Source organism: Frankia sp. CpI1-P (assembly GCF_001421075.1).
GTDB lineage: Bacteria > Actinomycetota > Actinomycetes > Frankiales > Frankiaceae > Frankia > Frankia torreyi.
Window position 1 is genome coordinate 1 of record NZ_LJJX01000026.1, and the last position, 21,904, is coordinate 21,904.

Sequence of the window (21,904 nt, forward strand, 5' to 3'; positions counted from 1 at the left end):
GAGGGCGGGCACGCACACGAGGGGACCAGGCCGACCGGAGTCGGCCTGGTCCCCTCACATCGCGGGACGGGCGGTCCGCCCGGCCGCCCGTCCGCCCCGACCGGGGGCGCAGCTCCCCGGCCGGCGATCTGGGTGCTAGCCGGCGTGCGTCCAGGAGTCGGTGCCCTTGAGCAGCGTCCGCAGATCACCACGGCCGCCGGGGCGAGCCGTCGCCAGCCGCTCCTGGTAGAGCTGGTCGAAGCTCGGCTGGGAGACCGACCGGTACACCCCGATCGGCGGCTCGGCGAGCGACGTCTCCGCCAGGCGGGCCAACGCGTAGGCGTAGGTCGAGTTCTGGGTGCCCGGGTCGTGGACGACGACGCGGGAGTCGCCGCCGTGACCGATGCCCAGCTCACCGGTGCTCGGGTCGCGGATCACGCCCCACTGCTCGTTGGTGCCGAAGACGATCGGCAGGCCGGGCGAGAGCCGGATCGGGCCGTGCTCGGGCGCACCCGGGTTGTCCGGCTCCGCGGGGGCCGCCTGGGCGGCGCCCCGGCCGCCCTGGCGGGGAATCGCGCTGAACGTCGGGCAGCCCTGGCGGATCTCCACCAGCGCCGCGCCCTTGTGCGCCGCGGCGGCGGTCAGCGTCGCCGTGAGGTGGCGACGGTCGGAGTCGAGCGTGCGGGCCACGAACGTCGCCCCGGCGCCGAGCGCGAGCGCGACCGGGTTGAACGGGTTGTCGAGCGAGCCGAACGGGCTCGACGGGCCGATCGTGCCGACCTTGGACGTCGGCGAGGCCTGCCCCTTGGTGAGGCCGTAGATCTCGTTGTTGAGCAACAGGATCTTGAGGTTCACGTTGCGCCGCAGCGCGTGGATCAGGTGGTTGCCGCCGATGGCCAGCGCGTCGCCGTCACCGGTGACGACCCAGACCGACAGGTCCGGGCGGTTGATCGAGATGCCGGTTGCGAACGACGGCGCCCGACCGTGGATGGAGTGGATGCCGTAGGTGTCGAGGTAGTACGGCAGCCGCGAGGAGCAGCCGATGCCCGACACCACCACGGTGTTCTCGGGCGGGACGCCGAGGGCCGGCAGCAGCCCGCGCATCGTCGACAGGATCGCGTGGTCCCCGCAGCCGGGGCACCAACGGACCTCCTGGCCGGTGGTGAAGTCCGCCACCGTGGGCGCCCGCCGGCCGCTCGCGCCGGCCGGCTCCTCGGCCTTTCCGTTGACCGTGCTCATCGTCCCGCCTCCCGGGTTGCGTCGTGCTGGGTACCAGTGGGGGTGCCGGTGTGGGCCGCGGACTTCGTCGACGCCGCCTCCGACCGGGCCGCGAGGCGCGCGCCGACGTNGCCGACCGGCTTCGTGGCCGCGTCCGGCGCGGTGTCGGAGTCGGCGTCGATTCCCTGGATGACCCGGGTGATGACGGAGGCGAGCTCCGCCGTCCGGAACGGCATCCCGCGGGTCTGGTTGTAACCGACGGTGTCGATCAGGGTTTCGCGGCGCAGGTGGCCGGCGAGCTGCCCGAGGTTCATCTCGGGCACGAGCACGGTGTGGTACTCGGAGAGCACCGAGGCGACGTTCGCCGGCAGCGGCGCGATGTGGCGCAGGTGCGCCTGGGCGACCTTCATGCCCTGCGCCCGCACCTCCCGGCAGGCCTCCCCGATCGGGCCCCACGTGGAACCCCAGCCGATCACGAGCACGTCCGCACCGGATCCGGGCGGACCNCTCGGGTCGTCGACCTCCAGCGGCGGCACGTCGATGTTGTCGATCTTCGACTGCCGAGTCCGGATCATGAGGTCGTGGTTGTCCGGGTCGTAGGACACCGCGCCGGTGAGGTCGGCCTTCTCCAGGCCGCCGATCCGGTGGGTCAGCCCCGGGGTGCCCGGGATCGCCAGCGGCCGGGCGAGGGTGATCGGGTCACGCGCGTAGGGCAGGAAGACCGGGTTGCCCTCCGCGTCGACCGCGTTCGGCTCGGTCGCCAGGTCGATCCCGATGAACGGCAGCTCCTCGACCTCGGGGACCCGCCAGGGCTCGCTGCCGTTGGCGATGTAGGCGTCGGAGAGCAGGATGACCGGCGTGCGGTAGGCCAGCGCGATCCGCGCGGCTTCCATCGCGGCGTCGAAGCCGTCCGCCGCCGAGCGCACGGCGATCACCGGCATCGGCGCCTCGCCGTGCCGGCCGTAGAGCGCCTGCAGCAGGTCGGACTGCTCGGTCTTGGTCGGCAGGCCGGTGGACGGCCCACCGCGCTGCACGTTGACGATGACGAGCGGGAGCTCCATGATCACCGCGAGGCCGAGCGCCTCGGCCTTGAGCGCCATCCCGGGCCCGGAGGTGACGGTCACGCCGAGCATGCCGGCGAAGGACGCGCCGATCGCCGCGCCGATGGCCGCGATCTCGTCCTCGGCCTGGAAGGACCGCACGTCGAACGAGGCCAGCGCGGACAGCTCGTGCAGGATCTCCGACGCCGGGGTGATCGGGTAGGCGCCGAGGAACAGCGGCATCGCGGCCTGATGCGCCGCAGCCACCAGGCCGTACGCGACGGCCTTGTTGCCCTTCATGTGCCGGTAGGTGCCAGCCGGGAGCGGGGCCGGCTTCACCTCGTAGACGTTCGCGAAGGCCTCGGTCGACTCGCCGTAGATCCAGCCGGCGCGCAGCGCGGAGACGTTCGCGGCCTGCACATCGGGCTTCGAGGCGAAGCGCTTGTGCAGGTAGGCGATCGTGTCCTCGATCGGCTGGCTGAACATCCAGGACACCAGGCCGAGGGCGAACATATTCTTCGTCCGCGCGGCGTCCTTGCGCTTGAGGTTGTGATCGGCGACGGCGGCCGCGGCGAACCCGGTCAGGTTGACGGCGTGCACCTGGAAGGCGTCCAGCGAGCCGTCGGTCAGCGGGTCGACGTCGTAGCCGGCCTTTTCGAGGCCCAGCACCGTGAACGCGTCGGTGTCCAGGATGATGACGCCGCCGGGGCGCAGCTCGGCGACGTTGGCCTTGAGCGCCGCGGGGTTCATGGCGACGAGGACGTCAGGCTGGTCACCGGGGGTCCGGATGTCGTGGTCGGCGATGTGGAGCTGGTAGCTCGACACGCCGGCCACGGTGCCCGCTGGGGCGCGGATCTCCGCCGGGTAGTTCGGCAGCGTCGCCACGTCGTTACCGATCGCGGCCGCCTGGGCGCCGAACCGGTCACCGGTGAGCTGCATCCCGTCGCCGGAGTCGCCGGCGAAGCGGATCACCACGTTCTCCAGCCGTCTGGCCCCTTCGGGCCGTTCGGACAACTGCTCGGTGGGCATGAGGGACCTCATCTCAACGTCGCGATCCCGCGCCGGGAGTGCCAGGACCACGACGTGGCGAGACTGGCAGCGCGGGCCGGTCATTCAGGGCAGGGCAGATCGGGGAACGGGTAGTTCCGGGGTCCGCCCCGGGGGCGGGGTGACCGGGTCGGACCAGCCGGCGGGGGGCCGGCCGCTCGCACCCGGCCGCTCGGACCCGGCGGGCTCGGCGGGCTGGGGGACCTCGCCGGACCCGACCGCCCGCAGGGACTGCACGCGCAGCACGGCGCGGGCCACCGTCGCGGCGGCGGCGTGGATCTGGTCGACGGTGGTGAACCGGCCCACGCTGAACCGCAGGCTCTCCCGCGCGGCGGTCGCCGAGCGGCCCATCGCCAGCAGCACCGGGGACGGTTCGTTCCCGCCGCCGTGGCAGGCGGAGCCCGCGGACACCGCCACGTCCGGCAGGCAGGACTGGACGGCGTCGGCATCGGCGTCGACGAAGCGCAGGTTCAGCGTGTTCGGCAGCCGGATCGGGCCAGGCCGGNCGGTGCCGTCCTCGACCGGCCCGTTGACCTCCAGGGCACTCAGGCCGAGCCAGCCGACGAGCAGGTCGAACAGCAACTCCGTCTGGGCCCGGTGCCGGGTGGCCTCGTCGTCCATCATCGCCGCGGCGATGCGGGCCGCGGCGCCGAAGCCGACAATGCCGGGAGTGTTGAGGGTGCCCGCGCGCAGGCCGCGTTCCTGCCCGCCGCCGTGGATCAGCGGCACGAGGCGTGCCCGCGCCGACCGGCCGGCGATCAGCGCGCCGGTGCCCTTGGGACCGTAGATCTTGTGCGCGGACGCGGTGGCGAAGTCGATCCCCGTCTCTGTCACCGAGACCGGGATGCGGCCGAACGCCTGGGTGACGTCGCACAGGAACAGGGCTCCGGCCTCGTGGGCGAGGGCGGCGACCGGTCGGGGATCGTTGAGCGTCCCCGTCTCGTTGTTGGCCGCCATGACCGCGACCAGCGCGACCTCGTCGGCCTCGCCGGCCTCGCCGCGGCCCCGGGAGCCCCCTGAGCCCTCGGGATCCGCGGCCGGCCCGGCAGTGGGCGGCGGCACGGCAGTGGGCGGCGGCCCGGCAGTGGGCGGCGGCACGGGGTGCAGCAGCGCGCGCAGATGGGCCAGGTCGATGGCGCCNCTCGGATGCACCCGGACGGTCTGCACGCTGCCCCCGTGCAGGTCGGCGGCGGCGTGCGCCGCGGCGAGGACGGCCGGGTGCTCGGTGGCCCCGACCAGGACGCGCCGCCGGTTCGCCGGCGCCGTGGCGAGCACCCCGGCGATCGCCAGGTTGGCCGCCTCGGTCGCACCGCTGGTGAACACCACGTCGCGCGGGCGCGCGCCGGCCAGGATGGCGACGTCGCGACGGGCCCGTTCGACGAGCCGGGCGACGGCCTGACCGGCCGAGTGCGGGCTCGCCGGGTTGGCGAAATGCTCCCGCAGCAGCGGCAGCATGGCGTTGAGGACCTCGGGGTCGACCGGCGTCGTCGCGTTGTGGTCGAGGTAGATCACGGCGTGCCCCCCGGGCCGCAGTCCGGGCAGGCCGGGTCGCGCCGGGTCCGCGGGGTGCGCAGGTCGACGTCCCACAGGTCGAGATGGACGAGGCGGCCGACCGCCGGCTCGGCGAATCCGCCGGCGACCTTGAGCGCCTCCGTCGCGGCCAGGCAGCCCACCGTGCCCGCGACGGCGCCGAGCACCGGGAAGCCGAGCGGTTCCCAGGCCGGGTCGCCCTCNCCGAACACGCAGCGCAGGCACGGCTCCCCCGGCCGGACCACCATCAGGTACGCCTCGGTGGCGTTCATCGCGGCGACGACCAGCGGCACCTCCGCCCGCACGCACAGCCGGTTGATCAGATACCGCTCGGGGAAGTTGTGCCGGGCGTCGACGACGACGTCCGCCTCGGCGATCAGGCCGGGCACGGCCGGGTCCGCGAGGTCGCGGTCCACCGCCACGATCTCGACGCCCGGGTGGTGGGCGCGCAGGGTGTCCGCCGCGCAGAAGACCCGAGGCTCGCCGACCCGCTCCGGCCGCATGAGCGTCTGCCGGTTCAGGTCGGGCTCCTCCAGGTCGCCCGGGTGGATCAGGATGAGGCGTCCGACCCCCGCGGCGGCCAGGTAGGTCGCGGCCGCCCCGCCGACGCCGCCGACGCCGGCCACCAGCACCGTCGCCCGACTCAACCGCCGCTGGGCCGCCACCCCGAAGCCGGGGATGGTCAACTGCCGGTCGAAGCGCCGGGACGTCTCGGCCGCGGGCGGGGCCGCCTGGACGGGCAGGATCCGCGCAGGCGGGCCGGGGCACATCGACCGCAGGCGCGGGTGAGAGTGAGACCGAGCAGTGACCATCGAGCTCTCCGCGGATTCGGCAGGACGGGTGGAAAGGCGCACTGGTCAGGCGGGTCAGGGCCAGGGGCGGAACAGGGTCAGAGGTGGAACAGGACCATCGGCGGGGTCAGGGCCGTGGTCAGGGCCAGAGCCAGGGGCGGGATCAGGGCCAGGGCGGCCCGGTCGGGCGGGGTGTCCGCCGGGGGGGGCGGCTCCGGATGGCCGGCAGGTCCGCGGACCCGCGGCCATCCGATGCCGTCACCCCCGTCCGGGCGGGGCGGTCAGGCGACCAGCGCGACCCGGCCGATCTCCGGCAGCTGCTGCCTGAGTCGGGCCTCGATCACGCCGGTCAGCGTCGCGTTCGCGCTGGAGCAGCCGCCGCAGGCGCCGGTCAGGCGCAGGTGCACCTCGGCGGAGCCGGGCTGACCGCCCCCGGCGAGGACGGCGACGACCTCGGCGTCCCCGCCGTCCCCGCGCAGCATCGGGCGGATCTCCTCCATGATCTCCTCGACCTGTTCGCGCAGCTTCGCGTCGGCCGCGGTGCGCTCGGGATCGTCGGACGAGCCGAACGACGACCCACAGCCGCAGGAGCTCTTCGCGTTCGGGTTGGCGAAGGTGAAGCCGGAGGAGGTCAGCGTCTCGGTGTAGTCGACCCGCATCCCGCGCAGCAGGTCGACGCTCGTCGTGTGCACGACGACGTCGAAGCCGTCCTGCGGCAGCACGACGTCGCCGGTCTCGGCGCCGGGCACGAGCGCCAGCTTGTAGGTGTAGCCGGAGCAGCCGCCCGGGTCGACGCCGATGCGCAGGGCGAAGCCCTCGGTGCCCGGGGTCGAGCCGAGCAGGTGACGCACCTGCGCCACGGCCTTGTCGGTCAGTTCGATGACGGTGGCGGTCGCGGTCATGGGGTGCCTACCTCCGCTGGGGCGCGGTCCGTGACGAGGCGGGCGCCGATTTCGGCCACCGCCTTGTCGATCAGGTCATAGATCTCGACCGGTTCGATGCCGGCCTCCTCGAGCGCCTCGCGCGGCCCGAGGCCGATCTTGCTGCACAGCACAGCGGCGCAGTCGGACAACATCTCGATGGTGCGGTCGAGCTTGGAGGCGTCCTCGTCGCAGTCCGACGGGCCGTTGCAGTAGCGGTCGACGTCGCGGGTCTGCNCGAGACGGGCCCAGCCGGGGCCGGCCTCGTAGATCCAGAACTCGCCGGCGTGGCCGAAGTGCTGGTTGACGACGCCGCTGCCCTTGGTGGCGACCGCGACGAGGACGACCTCGGCCGGCCGCACGGGCTCGGCCGCCGGCACGTCGGGGGTGCGCGCGCCGGTGGCGATGTTGAGGGTCTGCCGGGTCGCGGCGACCTCGGTGCGCCAGCGCTCGATCTCCTCGTGCGCCTGCTGGCGGCCGGCGAGGTCGTAGACGATCTCGCGGCCCTGGAACGTCTCGGGCAGGAACTCGTCGCCGCGGTCCTCGCCGAGCAGGCCGACCGCGTCGGCGCGGCACTGCCGGCAGTGGCGCATCATGTTCATCTCGGCGCCGTCGTCCTGCTCGCACCGGTCCTGCAGGGCCTTGAGCTCCTGCGGGGTCGGGCCGCGCTGGCCGGTCAGGCCGAAGACGGTGCCGTGTTCGGGCGCCGAGACCAGCGGCATCACGTTGTGCAGGAAGGCCCCGAGCCCCTTGACGGTCCGGGAGACCTCGACGAGATGCTCGTCGTTGATCCCGGGGATCATCACCGAGTTGACCTTGCAGAGGATCTTCCGCTCGGTCAGCGCCGCGAGCCCCGCGAGCTGCTGCTCGGAGAGGATCTTCGAGGCCTCCCGGCCGGTGTACCGCTTGCCCCGCCAGGCGACCCACGGGTAGATCCGCTCGCCGACCTCAGGGTCGATCATGTTGATCGTGATCGTCACGTGGTCGACGTTGAGGTCGGCGATCCGGTCGACGAACTCCGGCAGGCGCAGGCCGTTGGTCGACAGGCACAGCTTGATGTCCGGGCAGTCCCGGGCCACCAGCTCCATCGTGCGGAACGTCGGCTTCGGGTTCGCCAGCGGGTCACCGGGCCCGGCGATCCCCAGCACGCTCATCTGCTTGATCTCGCTGGCGACCAGCTTGACCTTGGCGAGCGCGTCCTCGGGAGTCAGCAGGGTGCTCGTGACGCCCGGCCGGCTCTCGTTGGCGCAGTCGAACTTCCGGTTGCAGAAGTTGCACTGGATGTTGCAGCCGGGCGCGACCGCGACGTGCATGCGGGCGTAGTACTGGTGCGCCTCGGCGCTGTAGCACGGGTGGTTGGCGATCTTCTCGGCGATCTCCGGGTCCTGCACGGGAGCGCTGGTGCCGCAGCTCGTCGTGGTCTTGCAGCCGCCGGCGGAGGCGGGCGCCTGCGCACTGCGCCGGGGGAGCCCGCCGGCGGGGGCGGCGGCGAACGCCGGCTCCCCCGTCACCGTCGACCGTCCTTCGCGCCGGGCGTGCCGGCGCCGACGGTCTTGCCCGCGGGCTTGGCCGGCGGCGCGGGCTTGGCCGGGGTGGCGGGCTTGGCCGGGGTGGCGGCCTTGGCGGGCTCGGCGGGCGTGCTCGGTACCGCGGGCTCGGCGTCCGCTGCGGCGGACTTGCAGTTCGCGGACCCGTGCTTGCAGGTCTTCGCCGCGTGCCCGCCGGCACCGTGCGCCGCGGGCTCGGCCGGCACCTTCTCGGCCACCAGGACGGCGGCCGGGGCCGAGCCCTCCGCCGCCGCGGCGGCGGTGGGCGTGGCCGCGGGCTCCGCCTGCGTCGCGTCCTCGGCGTCCTCGGCGGCCTCAAGCTCGCGCTCCAGCGCGCCGACGATGCGGCCGTTTTCGAACGCGATCGCGTAGACGATGTGCTCCTGCAGGTACAGGCCGACGTTGATGACCTGACCGCGGGTGCCGGCCTCGACCAGGATCTCGCCGATGGAGATCGCCGGGTCCGGGTAGGTGCCGTCGTTGCGCAGCGCCTTGGCGGCCATGACGACGTCGCCGACGTCGTAGGTGTTGGTGGTCATCGGGCCTCCTCCGTCCGCTCGGACGTTTCCGATGGCTGGGTCGAGNCCGGCCGCTGCACAGTGATCTCGGATGTCGGNACGAAGTCCGCCGCCTGCGGCGCGCGATCCTTCAGCACCNTGAACAGGCGGTGGTCCAGCGCGCCGGCGTTGGTGAACGCCTCGTAGGAGCGGACGAGCGCGTCGCGGTAGTCACGCAGGAGATGCCGCGGGTTCTCCGTGTCGGCGCCGGCGTCCTGCAGCTTGGCCAGTTCGCCGGCGAAGTGCTTGAGGATGTGCAGCCGGTTGACCGCCACGACCCGCGGGTCGTAGTCGACCTCCAGCAGGTCGAAGTACTGCTCCGCGGTGGAGCAGCGGTTGAACTCGGCCAGTTGGCCGGCGTCGGTGGTCGCGCTCATCGCGACGTCTCCTTCTCGGCCAGGCCCTCCAACAGGGCGATCTCGGCATAGGCGTCATAGGTCCGGCGGGCGACGTCGAGCAGGCCCTCCCAGCCGATCGGGAGGTCCTCGGCGAGGTCGTGAAGATCAAGCTTGAGTCGGGTGGCCTTGCTGTGGAGCTTGCGCAGCCGCTGCTGGGCGGCGGCGGCGTCGAGGTTCTCGGCGTCGCGGCTCGCGGTGTCCGGGGCTGGCGGCTCAGGAGTCATCGCGGGCGACCTCGCTCCAGNGCTCGATCAGCTTGCTCGCGCCGAGCACCAGGGCCTCGCCACGGGCGGCGAGCTCCTCGGACGAGTTGAAGCCGAACCGCTGCACGTCGCGCAGCGCGTTGTCGAGCACGACGAGTCGACCCGCAAAAATGATCACCCGACCGAAGCCCTCGCTGTTGAGGTCGAGAATCGTCGTGGTGAACGCGCCGGTCGCCTTCTCGGTGGCGGCGGCGACGGCCTGGTAGAACGACCGCAGCCGGGCCGCGGTGGCGATATCGAGGTCGCAGTTGGTCGCGATCGTGCGGCGCTGCTCCTTGGTCACCACGAACGGGGCGAGCAGCTGGGAGTCGGAGAACCGATCGAGCTGGCCGTAGGAGTCGCCGGCCCGGACCTGATCGAGCAGGTCACGCAGGAAGTCCTTCGCCTCGCTCATGCCGCGTCTCCCTTCAGCACCGCGGCGACGCTGCGGGTCCAGCTCTGCGCGGCCGGCTGCGGCTCGCGGGCCTTGAGGACCTTGCGCAGCCAGGGCGGCGGGGTCCCGGCCAGCGTCGCGACGTAGCGGGTGAGCAGGTCCTCCACGCTGGTGCCCTTGGCCACCTTCACCGGGTGGATCTTGGCCTTGACAACCTTCGCCGCGGCGGTCCCGCCGATGTCGGCGATGTTGAGGATCACGCAGTCCGTGACCGCGGCGAGCCTGGATTCGATCTTGTCCTGCTCGTCGTCCGACGCCGCCTCGAGCAGCCGGGTCTCGAACAGGTGTGACCCCTCGGGGCCGACCTCGTACACGTCGAACCGTCGGCACCAGCCGAAGTGCTGGTCCACGGCGGTGCCGTCGCCGGTCGCGAAGGCGATCTTCAACACGGGGACTCCTGGAACAGGTTGTCGAGTTCGTCGGGTTCTGCCGTCGCGCGCCCCTGCTGGGGAATCTCGGTGGCGGCCCGGTGGCCGGCCGCGGCGGATCCCGGCGAGGCGGGCAGCGGCGGCCGACCCGGCCGGGCGTGTGCGTGCCCGTGGTCGAGGACCCGGTTCGCCGCGTCGAGCAGCAGCCGCAGGCTGCCGGCGTAGCCGGCGGTGCCGGCCAACGCCGTCCCAAGCCGGTCGAAGATCGGAAATCCGATCGGCAGGAAAGCGGCGCCGATCCGCTCCGCGATTCCCCGGGCGTGGCTGGAACCGAGGACGAGCTCGGCACCGGCCGCCTGCGCCCGTTCGGCGAATTCGGTCAGGTCGCCGATGACGACCTCGGCCCACGGCGCGTCGGCCAGGGCCGGCGCCGGAGTCGGCGACACCGCGGTCACGATCTCGGCGCCAACGTCGCGCAGCAGCGAACCGGCGGCCAGCAGGGTCTCGGGCTCGCCGGCGATCGCCACCCGGACGCCGCCGAGGACGAAGTGCGCGTCGAGCAGGCCGTCGGCAAGGCGCGCGCGGGCCCGGCGGACCTGCTCCGGGGCCGTCCGGCCGGTGTGCGCCATCAGCTCCGCGACCAGGGCGTCCGTCTCGGTCAGGCCGGACAGGTGCCGGTGGTGCAGCAGTCGGGCGCCGGTGCGGGCGGCGAGCAGCTCGCCCGCGGGGGCGGCGGTGGCGCCCGCGACAAGCACGGCGCCGGCGCGGCGCAGCGAGCGCAGCTCGGCGAGGCCCGCGCCGCCGGTCGTCGTCGGCTGCCAGGCCGGGGCGAGGTGGCCGTCGACCGAGGCCGACAGGTCCGGCACCAGCACGGGGTCGAGCCCGAACGCCCGGACCAGCCCGGCGACCTCGTCGAGGTCGGCCGCGGTGAGGGCGGGACCGGCGAGGACGGCGACCAGATTCCGGTCGGCGACGTCCTCGTCGGTCGTACCGGCCCGCCGGGACAGGGGCGAGGCCGGGACGGTGGTGGTGACCGGCGCCGCGGCGGGGATCGCGCGGGCGGCGCCGGCCAGCATGGTGGCGGCCGACGAGGCGGCGGCCGGCGGGGCGGCGGGGAGGGTGGCGGCCGGCGGGGCGGAGGCCGCGATGAGCGCGGTCGGCGCGTCCGAGCCGGCCTCGGCCGTCATCGGCGCGGGCACCACCGCCCGGATCAGCGCCTCCAGCGCGGCCGACCAGCCGTCGGACAGCCCGCCGAGGAAGTCCGGGGTGGACACCCCAATGATCAGCGGCGCGGTGTCGGCGTCGGCGTCGGCCCAGGTGGCCAGGTAGGTGCGCAACTGGCCGCCGATGTCCTCCCCGGAGACCTCGGTGACGCCCGTGGTGAGCAGGCCGATGATCGCCGGACGCTGCTTCTTGCGGATGGCGTCGAGGGTGGCCACCATGGCCTCCCCGCTGCCCATGACCGCGGTCACCTCGCTGATCGCCGTGGTCTGCAGCGGGATCGGCTCGTTGAAGTGCCGCGTCAACAGGGCCTTGGCGAACGACGCGCAGCCCTGCGACCCATGCATGATCGGCAGCGAGTCGGCGAGGCCGAGGAAGACGAGTGCGGCACCGAGCGGCTGGCTGAACTTGAGCGGGTCGATCGCGGCGCGCCGCTCCCCGGTGATGATCTCGGTCATCAGTGGGCCCCGACCAGGTCCCAGGGGGCGGGCCGGCGGACCTGCTCCCAGACCGGGCTCGCGATCGCCATGTCCAGGCGGCGGGCGAACTCGACCATGCCGGTGTAGCCCGCGTAGGGGATGTGCCGCTCCTGGTTGATGTCGAGGAACGGCAACCGGCCCTTGAGCGCGGTGTACTGGTTGCGGCCGCCGGCGACGAGGATGTCGGCGCCGGTCTCCTCGGCCACCCGCAGCAGTTCCCGCGGGCTCCCCTCGGAGATCATCTTGGCGTCGCCGAGCAGCTCGCGGATCTTGTCGACGTCGCCGTCGGAGCTTTTGGTGATGCCGCTGCCGACGACCTCGATGCCGAGGTCCTGCAACGCGGAGACGATCGACCAGCTCTTGACGCCGCCGGTGTAGAGCACGGCCTTGCGGCCGGTCAGTCGGGCGCGGTACGGCGCGATCGCGGCCTCGACGGCCGCCTCCTCGACGGCGATGAGTTCCTCCGTGCGGCGGGAGAGCTCGTCGTCATCGAGCAGACGGGCGAAGCCCCGCAAGGTGTCGCCCATCGCGCTGACGCCGTAGAAGCTGCCCTCGAACCACGGGATGCCGTAGCGCTCCTCCAGGCCGCGGGCGAGGCCCAGCAGCGCCCGGGAGCAGACGACCATGGTCGCCTTCGCCCGGTGGGCGGCGGCGATGTCGCGGTAGCGGGCGTCCCCGCTGATGCAGGACCGGACCCGGATCCCCAGCCGGGTCAGCAGCGGCACGACGTCCCACAGCTCGCCGGCGATGTTGTACTCGCCGATGAGGTTGACGTCGAGGTCGGTGACGTCACCCGGCTCGACGGTGCCGATCACGTGGTCCAGCAGGGTCTGACCGGCGATCTTGTTGCCGAGGTTCTTGTTCCCGACGAAGCCCGGGGCCTCGACCGGGATCACCGGCACCCCGGTCTGCTCCGCGGCGGCCGCGCAGACCGCGCCGAGATCGTCGCCGATCATCGCGGTGACGCAGGTCGAGTAGACGAAGACCGCGGGCGGCGCGTACCGCTCGACGACCTCACAGATCGAGTCGAACAGGCGCTGCTCGCCCCCGAGCACCACGTCGTTCTCGGACATGTCGGTGGTGAAACCGTGGCGGAACAGCGTCGGCCCGGACGACAGGCTGCCCCGGCCGTCCCAGGAGTTGCCGGCGCAGGAGATCGGGCCGTGCACGAGGTGGGCGCTGTCGGTGATCGGGACGAGGGTGATCATCGCCCCNTCGAAGGTGCAGCCGCCGGAGGTACCACCCGGCTTGGGCTTGGGGCAGCCCGCCTTGCGAGCCTTGGCGCTCTTGGCGTTGTTGTGGTCGCAGGCCGTCTCGGTGAACAATGCGGCACGTTCAGTAGCAGCCATGGGCCATCCTCGGGAGGGGGCGGTCCTCGGGAGAGGCTGGACAGGGGGTCGATCGGCCCGGGAGGGAGCCGATCGACCCGGCGCGGGGAAGATGTCGCCATCGGTCGACCCGCGAGAGGTGGTCGACCGGCCGCAGGGAGCGCGGTGGGCGCGGCCGGCCGACCACGTTCGGACCCGGCTGGGGGCCGGACCGGCTACAGCGCGGCGCCGATCAGCGAACGGCGTCGAAGCTGTGGTCGGGGGCGTTGCGGTCCATCTCGTCGAGGATCNTGTTGACGAGCTGGGTGAGCAGGTGCAGACCACCCGTGTACCCGATGATCGGGAACCGGTGCAGGTGGTGCCGGTCGAAGATCGGGAATCCGACCCGGACCAGCGGCACGTTCGCCTCGCGGGAGATGTACTTGAGCTGCATGCTGCCGATGAGCAGGTCGACCGGCTCGGTGAAGACCAGCGACCGCAGGTGCCAGAGGTCCTTCTCCGGCCACACGGTCGCCTCTTCACCGAACTTGCTGGCGGAGAGCACCTTCTCCATGCGGGCCTTGAAGGTGGTGTCGGCGTTCGTGCTCACGATGTGCACCGGGATCATCCCGAGCTCGAGCACGAAGCGGGTCAGCGCGATGACGAGGTCGGGGTCGCCGGCGATGGCCACCCGCTTGCCGTGCACGTAGGCGTGCGAGTCGGTGATCGCGTCGACCAGGCGGCCACGCTCGGCGGTCAGCTCCGCCGGGACCTCGACCTCCGCGACCTTGGCGACCGCGGTCAGGAAGGCGTCCGTGCCCTTGACCCCGAGCGGGGTCTCGAGCAGGACCGTCTCCTGCTTCCAGTCCTTCTCGATGTACTCGGCCGTCCTGCGCAGCGTGGATTCCTGCAGCACCAGGCTCGCGCGGCTGAACTTCGCCAGCGCCCCCTCCGCGAGCGGGGTGCCGCCCGGGTAGAGGTCGTACTCGCCGTCCGCCGGGGAGTCCAGCGAGCTGGAGTGGTCGCCCAGGATCANCGGGTCGACGCCCATCAGCTCGAGGATGCGCTTGTACTCGCGGTGGTTGCCGATGTACGTGTCGAACCCGGGGATGACGTTCAGCCGGACCTTGTCGGACTTCGCCACCTTCGACGCGTCCGCGTCGGGCGACTTCGCCAGCATCTCGAGGATGCCCTTGAGCATCACGTCGTAGCCGGTGATGTGCGAGCCCACGAAGGACGGGGTGTGGGCGTACGACACCGGGAAGTCCTGGGTGATCGCTTCCTGCTCGCGCGCCGCGCCGATGTAGGCGAACAGGTCCTCACCGATGACCTCGGCCATGCACGTGGTGCTGACCGCGATGTGCTTCGGCTTGTAGAGGGCGGTGATGTTCTCCATCGCCTCGACGAGGTTGTTGATCCCGCCGAACACGGCGGCGTCCTCGGTCATCGAGGTGGAGGCGGCGGGCACCGGCTCCTTGAAGTGCCGGGCGAAGTGGCTGCGGAAGTACGCCACGCAGCCCTGCGACCCGTGCACCAGCGGCATGGTGCCCTCGAACCCGAGCGCGGCGAGCACCGCGCCGAGCGGCTGGCAGGCCTTGGCCGGGTTGACGGTCAGGGCCTCCCGGGCGAAGTTCTTCTCCCGGTACTCCCACCCGCGGGTCCAGTCGAGGACCCGCTGGACCTCTTCCTTCGGGGCCGCGTTCTNGAACTCGCGCTTGCCCTCGAACTGCTTCTGGTAGACCTCGTCGCGGAAGATGTCGTTGTGGTCAAGGACCCGCAGCGGGACCGCGCTGGTGTGCTCGGGGGTCGTCGTCACCGGACGTCCCTCCTCTCCCCTGTGGGGCTTGTCCCCAGGTGGGGCTTGAGGCCTGCCGCGGCAGCCGCCAGCGACCGTTTCTCCGGTCACGGGGTCGCTGGCGGCTGCGTTCGGCCAGGCCTGGATGAACTACTGGTCAGCTACTGCAAGTGGCCGTCTACTGCGAGTGGCCGTCTACGGCGAGTGGCCGTCTACTGCGAGTGGCCGTCTACGGCAAGTGGCCGTCTACTGCTGGGCGCCTCGCGCCCGGGTGCCCGGAGGGCGGTGGATCAGGCGACCTCGCCGGCCTTCGACCAGGGGGCCTCGAGGAGGTCCCAGGCCGGGCTGTTGATGGCGATGTCCATGTCCCGGGCGAAGACCGCGAAGCCGTCGACGCCGTGGTAGGGCCCGGAGTAGTCCCAGGAGTGCATCTGCCGGAAGGGGATGCCCATCTTGTGGAAGACGTACTTCTCCTTGACGCCCGCACCCATCAGGTCCGGCTTGAGGAACTTGGCGAACTCCTCGAGCTNGAACGCGGTCGGGTCGTCGTAGAGGACGGTGCCTTCCTTGAGCATGCTGTAGGTCCGGGTGTAGTCGTCCTTGTGGGCGAACTCGTAGCCGGTGCCGACGACCTCCATGCCGAGGTCCTCGTACGCGCCGATGGTGTGCCGGGGGCGCAGGCCACCGACGGCGAGCATGACGCGCTTGCCCTCGAGCCGCGGCCGGAACGCCTTGGTGATCTCGTCGAAGCGCACCTGGTACCGGGCGATCGCCGCCTCGGTCTTCGCCTTGATCTCATCGTCGAAGAACTCGGCGATCTTGCGCATGGAGGAGATGATCTTCGTGGGGCCGAAGAAGTTGAACTCGGTCCACGGGGTGCCGAAGCGCTCCTCCATGGTGGTGCAGATGTAGTTCATCGAGCGGTAGCAGTGGATCAGGTTGAGCTTCGACAGGTGCGTCGAGGCCATCTCGTTGATCGTGCCGTCGCCGGACCACTGGGCGATGACCCGCAGGCCCATCTCCTCGAGGATGCGCCGGGAGGCCCAGGCGTCACCGCCGATGTTGTAGTCACCGATCAGCGCGACGTCGTAGTCGGTCTGCTCGAAGGAGTCGCCACCGGTGCCAAGCACGTGGTCGCGAACAGCGTCGTTCGCGATGTGGTGACCCAGCGACTGACTGACGCCACGGAAGCCCTCGCAGCGGACCGGGATGACCGGGATGTCGAGCTTCTTGGAGGACTTCTTGGCCACGGCCTCGATGTCGTCACCGATCAGACCGATCGGGCACTCGGACTGCACGGAGATGCCCTTGGCCAGCGGGAACAGCTCGACGATCTCGTCGCAGACCTGCTCCAGCTTGGGGTCACCGCCGAAGACGATGTCCTTCTCCTGGAAGTCCGTCGTGATCTGCATTGCCGTGAAGTTGTCGACGCCAAGGTGACCGTGGGCGTAGTTGCGCCGGGTCGCCCAGGAGTACTGACCGCAGCCGACCGGGCCGTGGCTGATGGTGACCATGTCCTTCACCGGGCCCCACACCACGCCCTTGGAACCGGCGTAGGCGCAGCCGCGGATCGTCATGACCCCGGGCCGGGACTTGATGTTGGACTTGACCTCGCACTCCTTCGACCCCTCGGGGTCGTTGGCCTTGAGGTGCTTGGCCCGGAACTTGGCTGCCTTCTTGGGGTACTGAGACAGAACCTCGGCGATCATCGCCTCGGTCTCGGCCCGCTCGGGTGCCGGTGTCGTCGTCATGGTCGGGACCTCATCCTCGACGGTGTCGGTGCAGGTGGGCGTGGGATCGTCAGGCGACCGCGGCGGCCTTGCCGATCACGCTCTCGTCCTCCTGCGCCATGATCCCGAAGTCGATGAGGAGCTCCTCGAGCTCGTCCATCGTGATCGGGGTCGGGATCGTCTTCATGTCGTTGTTGACGATCTTGTTGGCGAGCTGGCGGTACTCGTCGGCCTGGCTGTTCTTCGGGTCGTACTCGATGACCGTCATCCGGCGCAGCTCGGNGTGCTGCACGACGTTGTTACGCGGGATGAAGTGGATCATCTGGGTGTTGAGGCGGCGGGCGAGCTCCATGATCAGCTCGTCCTCGCGGTCGGTCTTGCGGCTGTTGCAGATGAGCCCGCCGAGCCGGACGCCGCCGGAGTGCGCGTACTTCAGGATGCCTCGGGCGATGTTGTTCGCCGCGTACATCGCCATCATCTCGCCGGAGGNGACGATGTAGATCTCCTGCGCCTTGCCCTGGCGGATCGGCATCGCGAAGCCACCACACACAACGTCACCGAGGACGTCGTAGGTCACGAAGTCGAGGTTCTCGTACGCGCCGGCCTCCTCCAGGTAGGTGATGGAGGTGATGACGCCACGGCCGGCGCAGCCGACGCCCGGCTCCGGGCCACCGGACTCGACGCACTTGATGCCCCACTGGCCCTCGACGAGCACCTCGTCGAGCTCCAGGTCCTCGACCGAACCCTTCTCGGCCGCGAGNTGGATGACGGAGGTCTGCGCCTTCGAGTGCAGGATCAGGCGGGTCGAGTCAGCCTTCGGGTCACACCCGACGATCATGACCCGCTGGCCCATCTCGGCCATGGCCGCCATGGTGTTCTGCTGGGTGGTGGACTTGCCAATACCACCCTTGCCGTAGAAGGCGATCTGGCGCATGCGGTGCTCCTCCTTGGGACGGTTGCCCGGCGCGCGGTCACCGGGGCTCGGCCATGCCGATCGGGCTGGCCGGGCCGGTCGGCCCGCGAGCTGCCGGACGTGCCGCCGGTCGGATTGGACCGGGACGTCGGCACTACCGTGGTGCTGGTCGTACGAGCCCGCTGGCGCGGGCAGGTCGGTCAGACCTGCTCTTCGCGCCGGGGGGCCTCCGCTCGGGGGGTCGGCATCTCTACCCGCCCGAGAAGCTCTTGGAAGTCGCGGCCGTGAAGGCCGCGCTTGTGCTGGGTGGCGGCGGCACGGACCCGCTCCAGCAGGGGTTCGATCTCGTCGTCCTCGGCGGTCAGCCCGTACTGCTCGAGCGCGTAGCGCACCGAGGCCCGCCCGCTGTGCTTGCCGATCGCCAGCCGCCGGCGCCCGCCGACCTCGGCGGGGTCGAACGGCTCGTACGTCGCCGGGTGGCGCAGGATGCCGTGCACATGGATGCCCGACTCATGCGCGAACACCGACTCGCCGACCACCGCCTTGCCCGCCGGCAGGGGCCGGCGTGCGGCCCGCGACACCAGCCGGGCGAGGCTGCGAAACGACGTCGTGTCCAGGTCGACGGGCAGCTTCAGCAGGTGCCGAAGCGCCATCGCGACCTCTTCGATCGGGGCGTTCCCGGCGCGTTCGCCCAGGCCGAGCACGGTGGTGCTGACCCAGGTGAACCCCGCCTGGACGGCGGCGATGGTGTTGGCCGTCGCCAGGCCGAAGTCGTCGTGGGCGTGGATCTCCCACGGCCCCGGGACCGCCCTGACCAGTCGCCCCAGCCGATCGTGCGCGCTCACCGGGTCGAGCAGGCCGACGGTGTCGGCCCAGCGCAGCCTGGTGACGCCCAGTTCCCGCAGTTCGCCCGCCAGGTCCGTGACGAACGCGTCGTCGGCGCGGGAGGCGTCCTCGAAACCGACGCTCACCCGCATCCCGCGGTCCGTCGCATCCGCGACACAGTCGCGGACCCGCAGCCGCGCCCAGGCCCGATCCCGCCCCAACTTGCTCTTCAGGTGCAAGTCGGAGACCGGGATGGTCAGGTGCGCGGTGACGAGGCCGCAGCTTGCCGCGGCCTCGACGTCGCGGTGGTCGGCCCGGCACCAGCCCACGATCTCCGCGTGCGGATCGGTTGCGAGGATCTCCCGCAGCACGTCCCGCTCGGTGACACCCATCGCCGGGATTCCGGCCTCGATCTGGTGTACCCCGATGGCGTCCAGGGCAGCGGCGATGGCGAGTTTCTCGGCCGCGGTGAATGCGACGCCAGGCGCCTGCTCGCCGTCGCGGAGCGTGGTGTCGCAGAATTTGATCGCCGCGTCCGACTGTATCGCCGTGGTAGATGAGCTGGGAAAACGGGGGTCTCGCACTGTCATCACCAGCCGTTGCTCCGGGACTGAAGACCATGGGCTGCGCCGCGAACTGTGGTTCTGTGTTTGTCCGGCGGCGACATGAATCAGACTAGGAGGCGATTATTTCGAGGCTGCAAGCGCCGGTAACTTCCGGGTTAACAGGTATTCTCGGCGGATGAGTGCAAGCTTTTCCGCCGGGATATCTCGAAGGATATCTGCCAGGAAAAACTTATCCTTGGATTTTTCTTTGGGGGACTTCGTGCGGGCCGGAGGTGGCCCAGCTCACCCGGCGAGGGTGGGCCGCCCAGGGCGGCCGGGGGCCCTCCTGGTCACGCACCTCACCGAGGGCGCGGGCCCGTCCTGGACGAAAAGGAGCACCGGCCGATGCGTCCGACCGTGCATACGCCAGGTTATCCGACCGGACCGCCCGGTCGATTCCTTTCCGTAGCGCAAATGTCACGGACGGGAATCCAGGGCGGTCGCGAGGGGGTCGCGAGGGAGGCACGGCGGCGGTGCGGAGTACGCACTAATCGGCACGTCCCGATGGCATCACCATCGGCCTGTGCAGCAAGGGTTAACGTTATCGAAACCCTTGAACTTCTTCCCGGGTTGGACCTCGCCGAGCGGGTCGGATATCTTATGGATAACAAAAAGACGCCGGGCGAAGCCGGGCGAGGCCGGCCCGGCAGCACGCAGTGCTTTCCCCCGGGGAAGCGGAAGGAGCTGGGCGTGTCGGTACACGTATACGCGGGGTACTTCGGTTGCCAGCCGGGATGGTAGAGATGTCGGAGGCGCAGATGATCGGTGTGCCGACCGACGCCCCCGGGAGCTGGGAGGACCTGCGGTCAGCCGTGGTGGGGAACAACGGAGTCTTCAGGACCACCATGGGCATGCTGCGGGAGATCGGTGGCTACGGCCGGCTCGGGACGAACGTGCGGCAGATCCTCAGCCGCAACCTCGCGGGCATCGGCCTCGGTCACCTACCCATGGAGCTGCCGGCATACCAGGACAAGGAGATCCTGCTCTTCCAGTACGGCACCCCCGCGGCCGAGATCGTGGAAGCCGTCCGCGAAGGCGCCTCGGACGGGGCCGAGACCGCCCTGATCCGGCTGAACTCGTCGCAGGACATCGCCAAGGTGCGTGACGCCTCGCTGAAGGCGGTCGAGCTCCTGTCGATCCTGAACGACCGATGCCGGGACTGCATGCGTCCACTGCCGTAAACGACCGGTAGGCGGCACCCTCAGCGATTCTCGCCGATCGCCGAGGCACCGCCTGCCCGTCGACTCGGCCCGGAGATCGCAGCCACCGGCGCGGGCCTGGGGACGGCGGCTACCACGGGCTTTCTCTCGGAGTGGCGACCTCGTGCGCCGCTGCGAGAGAAAGCCTGGGTCACCGTCCGACCACGAGCCCTACCCGCCCGCGGGATCCGGGCCGAACACCGCCCATAGATCACCGATCGTGTCGATCCGACGCCTCGCCCGGCACGGATCCGACGGTCGGTTGACCCCTGCCCTGCGTCGGCCGCCGCCACAGGCGTCATTCCTGCGCGCCTCCCTCCCGACCCGGTCCCCGGCCTGCCCGGTGCAGCCCTGCCCGCTGCTGTCCCGTCCCGCCCTGCCCTGCGCCGCCGTGCCCGGCGGTGCGTGGCTTGCGATCCGCTCGGTCGTAGGAGTAGACCCTTCCTCAGGCTCCTGGCGGGAGGCAATGATGACGGGTACCGGCCGANCAGGCGCCGTGGCCGCGGCGCGTGTGACCTGGGTGCTCATCCCCGGTGCGGGGGGCGCGTCCTGGTACTGGCACCTCGTGGCGCGCGGGCTGTGCGAGACGGGCGGGACCGTCGTCGCCGTCGACCTCCCCGCCGCGGACGAGAGTGCCGGCCTGCCCGAGTACGCTGACGCGACGGTCGCCGCGGTGACCGCGGCCGCGGTCCGGCCGGGCGTCGACGGGGCCGGCCACGCCCCGTCCGGCAGCGGCGAGGTGGTGGTGGTCGCGGCCTCCCTGGGCGCCTTCGTCGCGCCGCTGGTGTGCGAGCGGCTGCCGGTGTCGCTGATCGCCCTGGTCAACGGCATGATCCCGCTGCCCGGCGAGACACCAGGCGAATGGTGGGAGGCGACCGGCCAGCCGGCGGCCCGGCGCGCGTCGGACACCCGTGCCGGCCGGCCGCCGGACGCGGACTTCGACGCCAGGACGTACTTCTTCCACGACCTGCCGGCCCCGCTGGCCGCGGAGGCGATGGCGGGCGAGCCCGCCCAGTCGGAGGCGGTCTTCGGGTCGCGCCTGCCGATCGACGCCTGGCCCGCGGTGCCGACCCGGGTTCTCGTCGGCCGGGACGACCGCTTCTTCCCGGCGGCCTTCCAGCGCCGCGTCGCCCGCGAACGCCTGGGCCTCGAGGCCGACGAGATCACTGGCGGCCACATCGTCGCGCTGGCCAACCCGGCCGACGTCACCGCCCGGCTGCTTTCCTACGCCGACACGGTCCTTGGCCCGTCCGGGCCCCACTGATCAGCGGTTTCCCTTCGTTCCACCCGCTTACTGATCAATAGGCAAGTAGCCTGGGGGCCGTGAGCCAGACCAGGGACCGGATTCTCGCGATCGCCCGCGAGCTGTTCGCCCGTCATGGCTACACCGGCACGACCAACGCCGACATCGCCCGCGAGCTGGGCACCACGACAGCCGCGCTGTACTACCACTTCCCGTCCAAGGCGGCGATCCTCTACGGCCTGCTCACCGAACCGCTGGCGGCCTACCAGCGGATCATCGAGTACCTCGACACCGGGCCGCCCGCCCCGGCGGAGCTGCTCTGCGCGTTCATCGACCTCGCCGCGGACTCCCGCGAGCTGGCCGCGCTCATCGACNGGGATCCGAGCGTGCTGGCGGTCGTCGACAAGCGGCTGCCCCGCACCATCGAGCGGATGACCAAGCAGGTGATCGCCGCGCTGGCCGGCCCCGACGCCGACCGCGGCGCCGTCCTGCGCGC

General features: G+C 71.4%; 14 protein-coding genes and 19 pseudogenes. 3 read left to right on the forward strand and 30 right to left on the reverse strand.

Going from position 1 to position 21,904, the window contains the following annotated elements; translation table 11 throughout:
• Positions 1–135 precede the first annotated feature (135 nt).
• The 30 genes and pseudogenes from FF86_RS17615 to nifV all read right to left on the reverse strand — a co-directional run bounded on the left by FF86_RS17615 (position 136) and on the right by nifV (position 18,954).
• Positions 136–1,218, reverse strand: coding sequence for a 2-oxoacid:ferredoxin oxidoreductase subunit beta (locus FF86_RS17615; protein ID WP_044885599.1), 1,083 nt, complete (start codon positions 1,216–1,218; stop codon positions 136–138).
• Positions 1,219–1,328: 110 nt separating this feature from the next.
• Positions 1,329–1,703, reverse strand: a pseudogene (locus FF86_RS51090) (2-oxoglutarate ferredoxin oxidoreductase subunit alpha); the annotation flags it as partial.
• A gap of 1 nt (position 1,704) precedes the next feature.
• Positions 1,705–3,266, reverse strand: a pseudogene (locus tag FF86_RS17620) (2-oxoacid:acceptor oxidoreductase subunit alpha); the annotation flags it as partial.
• Positions 3,267–3,350: 84 nt separating this feature from the next.
• A pseudogene (locus tag FF86_RS51095) lies at positions 3,351–3,789 on the reverse strand (cysteine desulfurase); the annotation flags it as partial.
• Between the two features lies 1 nt (position 3,790).
• Positions 3,791–4,424: pseudogene (locus tag FF86_RS51100) on the reverse strand (aminotransferase class V-fold PLP-dependent enzyme); the annotation flags it as partial.
• A 1-nt stretch (position 4,425) separates the two neighbouring features.
• Positions 4,426–4,796: pseudogene (locus tag FF86_RS51105) on the reverse strand (aminotransferase class V-fold PLP-dependent enzyme); the annotation flags it as partial.
• A pseudogene (locus FF86_RS51110) lies at positions 4,793–5,017 on the reverse strand (HesA/MoeB/ThiF family protein); the annotation flags it as partial. The pseudogenes FF86_RS51105 and FF86_RS51110, both read right to left, overlap by 4 nt.
• Before the next feature lies 1 nt (position 5,018).
• Positions 5,019–5,626: pseudogene (locus FF86_RS17630) on the reverse strand (HesA/MoeB/ThiF family protein); the annotation flags it as partial.
• Between the two features lie 260 nt (positions 5,627–5,886).
• Complete coding sequence (locus FF86_RS17635) at positions 5,887–6,507, reverse strand: iron-sulfur cluster assembly accessory protein (protein ID WP_055405993.1); 621 nt, start codon at positions 6,505–6,507, stop codon at positions 5,887–5,889.
• Positions 6,504–6,762 (reverse strand): NifB/NifX family molybdenum-iron cluster-binding protein (locus FF86_RS51115; RefSeq protein ID WP_304438153.1); only part of this gene is annotated, 259 nt, incomplete at its 5' end. The genes FF86_RS51115 and FF86_RS17635, both read right to left, overlap by 4 nt.
• A 1-nt stretch (position 6,763) precedes the next feature.
• A pseudogene (nifB, locus tag FF86_RS17640) lies at positions 6,764–8,036 on the reverse strand (nitrogenase cofactor biosynthesis protein NifB); the annotation flags it as partial.
• Positions 8,033–8,611, reverse strand: a complete 579-nt coding sequence (locus FF86_RS17645) for a nitrogen fixation protein NifZ (protein ID WP_044885604.1) — start codon at positions 8,609–8,611, stop codon at positions 8,033–8,035. The gene FF86_RS17645 and the pseudogene nifB, both read right to left, overlap by 4 nt.
• Positions 8,612–8,729: 118 nt before the next feature.
• Positions 8,730–9,006 (reverse strand): annotated as a pseudogene (locus FF86_RS17650) (nitrogenase-stabilizing/protective protein NifW); the annotation flags it as partial.
• Complete coding sequence (locus tag FF86_RS17655) at positions 9,003–9,251, reverse strand: CCE_0567 family metalloprotein (RefSeq protein ID WP_044885606.1); 249 nt, start codon at positions 9,249–9,251, stop codon at positions 9,003–9,005. The gene FF86_RS17655 and the pseudogene FF86_RS17650, both read right to left, overlap by 4 nt.
• A gap of 21 nt (positions 9,252–9,272) precedes the next feature.
• Positions 9,273–9,684 (reverse strand): annotated as a pseudogene (locus FF86_RS17660) (NifX-associated nitrogen fixation protein); the annotation flags it as partial.
• Positions 9,681–10,112, reverse strand: a complete 432-nt coding sequence (gene nifX, locus FF86_RS17665; RefSeq protein ID WP_044885608.1) for a nitrogen fixation protein NifX — start codon at positions 10,110–10,112, stop codon at positions 9,681–9,683. The gene nifX and the pseudogene FF86_RS17660, both read right to left, overlap by 4 nt.
• Complete coding sequence (locus tag FF86_RS17670; protein WP_055867613.1) at positions 10,106–11,770, reverse strand: nitrogenase component 1; 1,665 nt, start codon at positions 11,768–11,770, stop codon at positions 10,106–10,108. The genes nifX and FF86_RS17670 overlap by 7 nt, the downstream gene beginning before the upstream one ends.
• A partial coding sequence (gene nifE / locus FF86_RS17675; RefSeq protein WP_242418968.1) for a nitrogenase iron-molybdenum cofactor biosynthesis protein NifE occupies positions 11,770–13,005 on the reverse strand: 1,236 nt, incomplete at its 5' end. The genes nifE and FF86_RS17670, both read right to left, overlap by 1 nt.
• A gap of 1 nt (position 13,006) precedes the next feature.
• Positions 13,007–13,233 (reverse strand): annotated as a pseudogene (locus FF86_RS66875) (hypothetical protein); the annotation flags it as partial.
• Positions 13,234–13,351: 118 nt separating this feature from the next.
• Positions 13,352–13,409, reverse strand: a 58-nt coding sequence (locus FF86_RS62660) for a hypothetical protein (RefSeq protein ID WP_255355833.1), incomplete at its 5' end; no start/stop codon positions are given.
• A 1-nt stretch (position 13,410) separates the two neighbouring features.
• Positions 13,411–14,133: pseudogene (locus FF86_RS51125) on the reverse strand (nitrogenase component 1); the annotation flags it as partial.
• Between the two features lies 1 nt (position 14,134).
• Positions 14,135–14,802, reverse strand: a pseudogene (gene nifK / locus FF86_RS51130) (nitrogenase molybdenum-iron protein subunit beta); the annotation flags it as partial.
• Position 14,803: 1 nt separating this feature from the next.
• Positions 14,804–14,914, reverse strand: a pseudogene (locus FF86_RS51135) (DUF3364 domain-containing protein); the annotation flags it as partial.
• 269 nt (positions 14,915–15,183) lie between these two features.
• The coding region (locus tag FF86_RS51140; RefSeq protein ID WP_304438154.1) for a nitrogenase component 1 at positions 15,184–15,422 on the reverse strand (239 nt) is incomplete at its 5' end.
• Between the two features lies 1 nt (position 15,423).
• Positions 15,424–16,644 (reverse strand): annotated as a pseudogene (gene nifD / locus FF86_RS17685) (nitrogenase molybdenum-iron protein alpha chain); the annotation flags it as partial.
• A 49-nt stretch (positions 16,645–16,693) separates the two neighbouring features.
• Positions 16,694–16,905, reverse strand: a pseudogene (nifH, locus tag FF86_RS51145) (nitrogenase reductase); the annotation flags it as partial.
• Position 16,906: 1 nt separating this feature from the next.
• Positions 16,907–17,112: pseudogene (gene nifH / locus FF86_RS51150) on the reverse strand (nitrogenase reductase); the annotation flags it as partial.
• 1 nt (position 17,113) lies between these two features.
• Positions 17,114–17,383 (reverse strand): annotated as a pseudogene (gene nifH / locus FF86_RS51155) (nitrogenase reductase); the annotation flags it as partial.
• Between the two features lies 1 nt (position 17,384).
• Positions 17,385–17,557: pseudogene (locus tag FF86_RS66880) on the reverse strand (AAA family ATPase); the annotation flags it as partial.
• Between the two features lie 179 nt (positions 17,558–17,736).
• On the reverse strand, positions 17,737–18,954 hold the full coding sequence (nifV, locus tag FF86_RS17695; protein WP_044885614.1) for a homocitrate synthase: 1,218 nt from the start codon (positions 18,952–18,954) through the stop codon (positions 17,737–17,739).
• Between the two features lie 755 nt (positions 18,955–19,709).
• Between nifV and FF86_RS17700 the strand changes: the two genes are divergently transcribed.
• The 3 genes from FF86_RS17700 to FF86_RS51165 all read left to right on the forward strand — a co-directional run.
• On the forward strand, positions 19,710–20,147 hold the full coding sequence (locus FF86_RS17700) for a hypothetical protein (protein ID WP_044885615.1): 438 nt from the start codon (positions 19,710–19,712) through the stop codon (positions 20,145–20,147).
• Between the two features lie 538 nt (positions 20,148–20,685).
• The gene (locus FF86_RS17705) at positions 20,686–21,429 is read left to right on the forward strand and encodes an alpha/beta fold hydrolase (RefSeq protein ID WP_082121923.1); all 744 of its coding nucleotides are present in this window, start codon (positions 20,686–20,688) and stop codon (positions 21,427–21,429) included.
• A gap of 59 nt (positions 21,430–21,488) precedes the next feature.
• Positions 21,489–21,782, forward strand: a 294-nt coding sequence (locus FF86_RS51165; protein ID WP_242418969.1) for a TetR/AcrR family transcriptional regulator, incomplete at its 3' end; no start/stop codon positions are given.
• Positions 21,783–21,904: the final 122 nt, after the last annotated feature.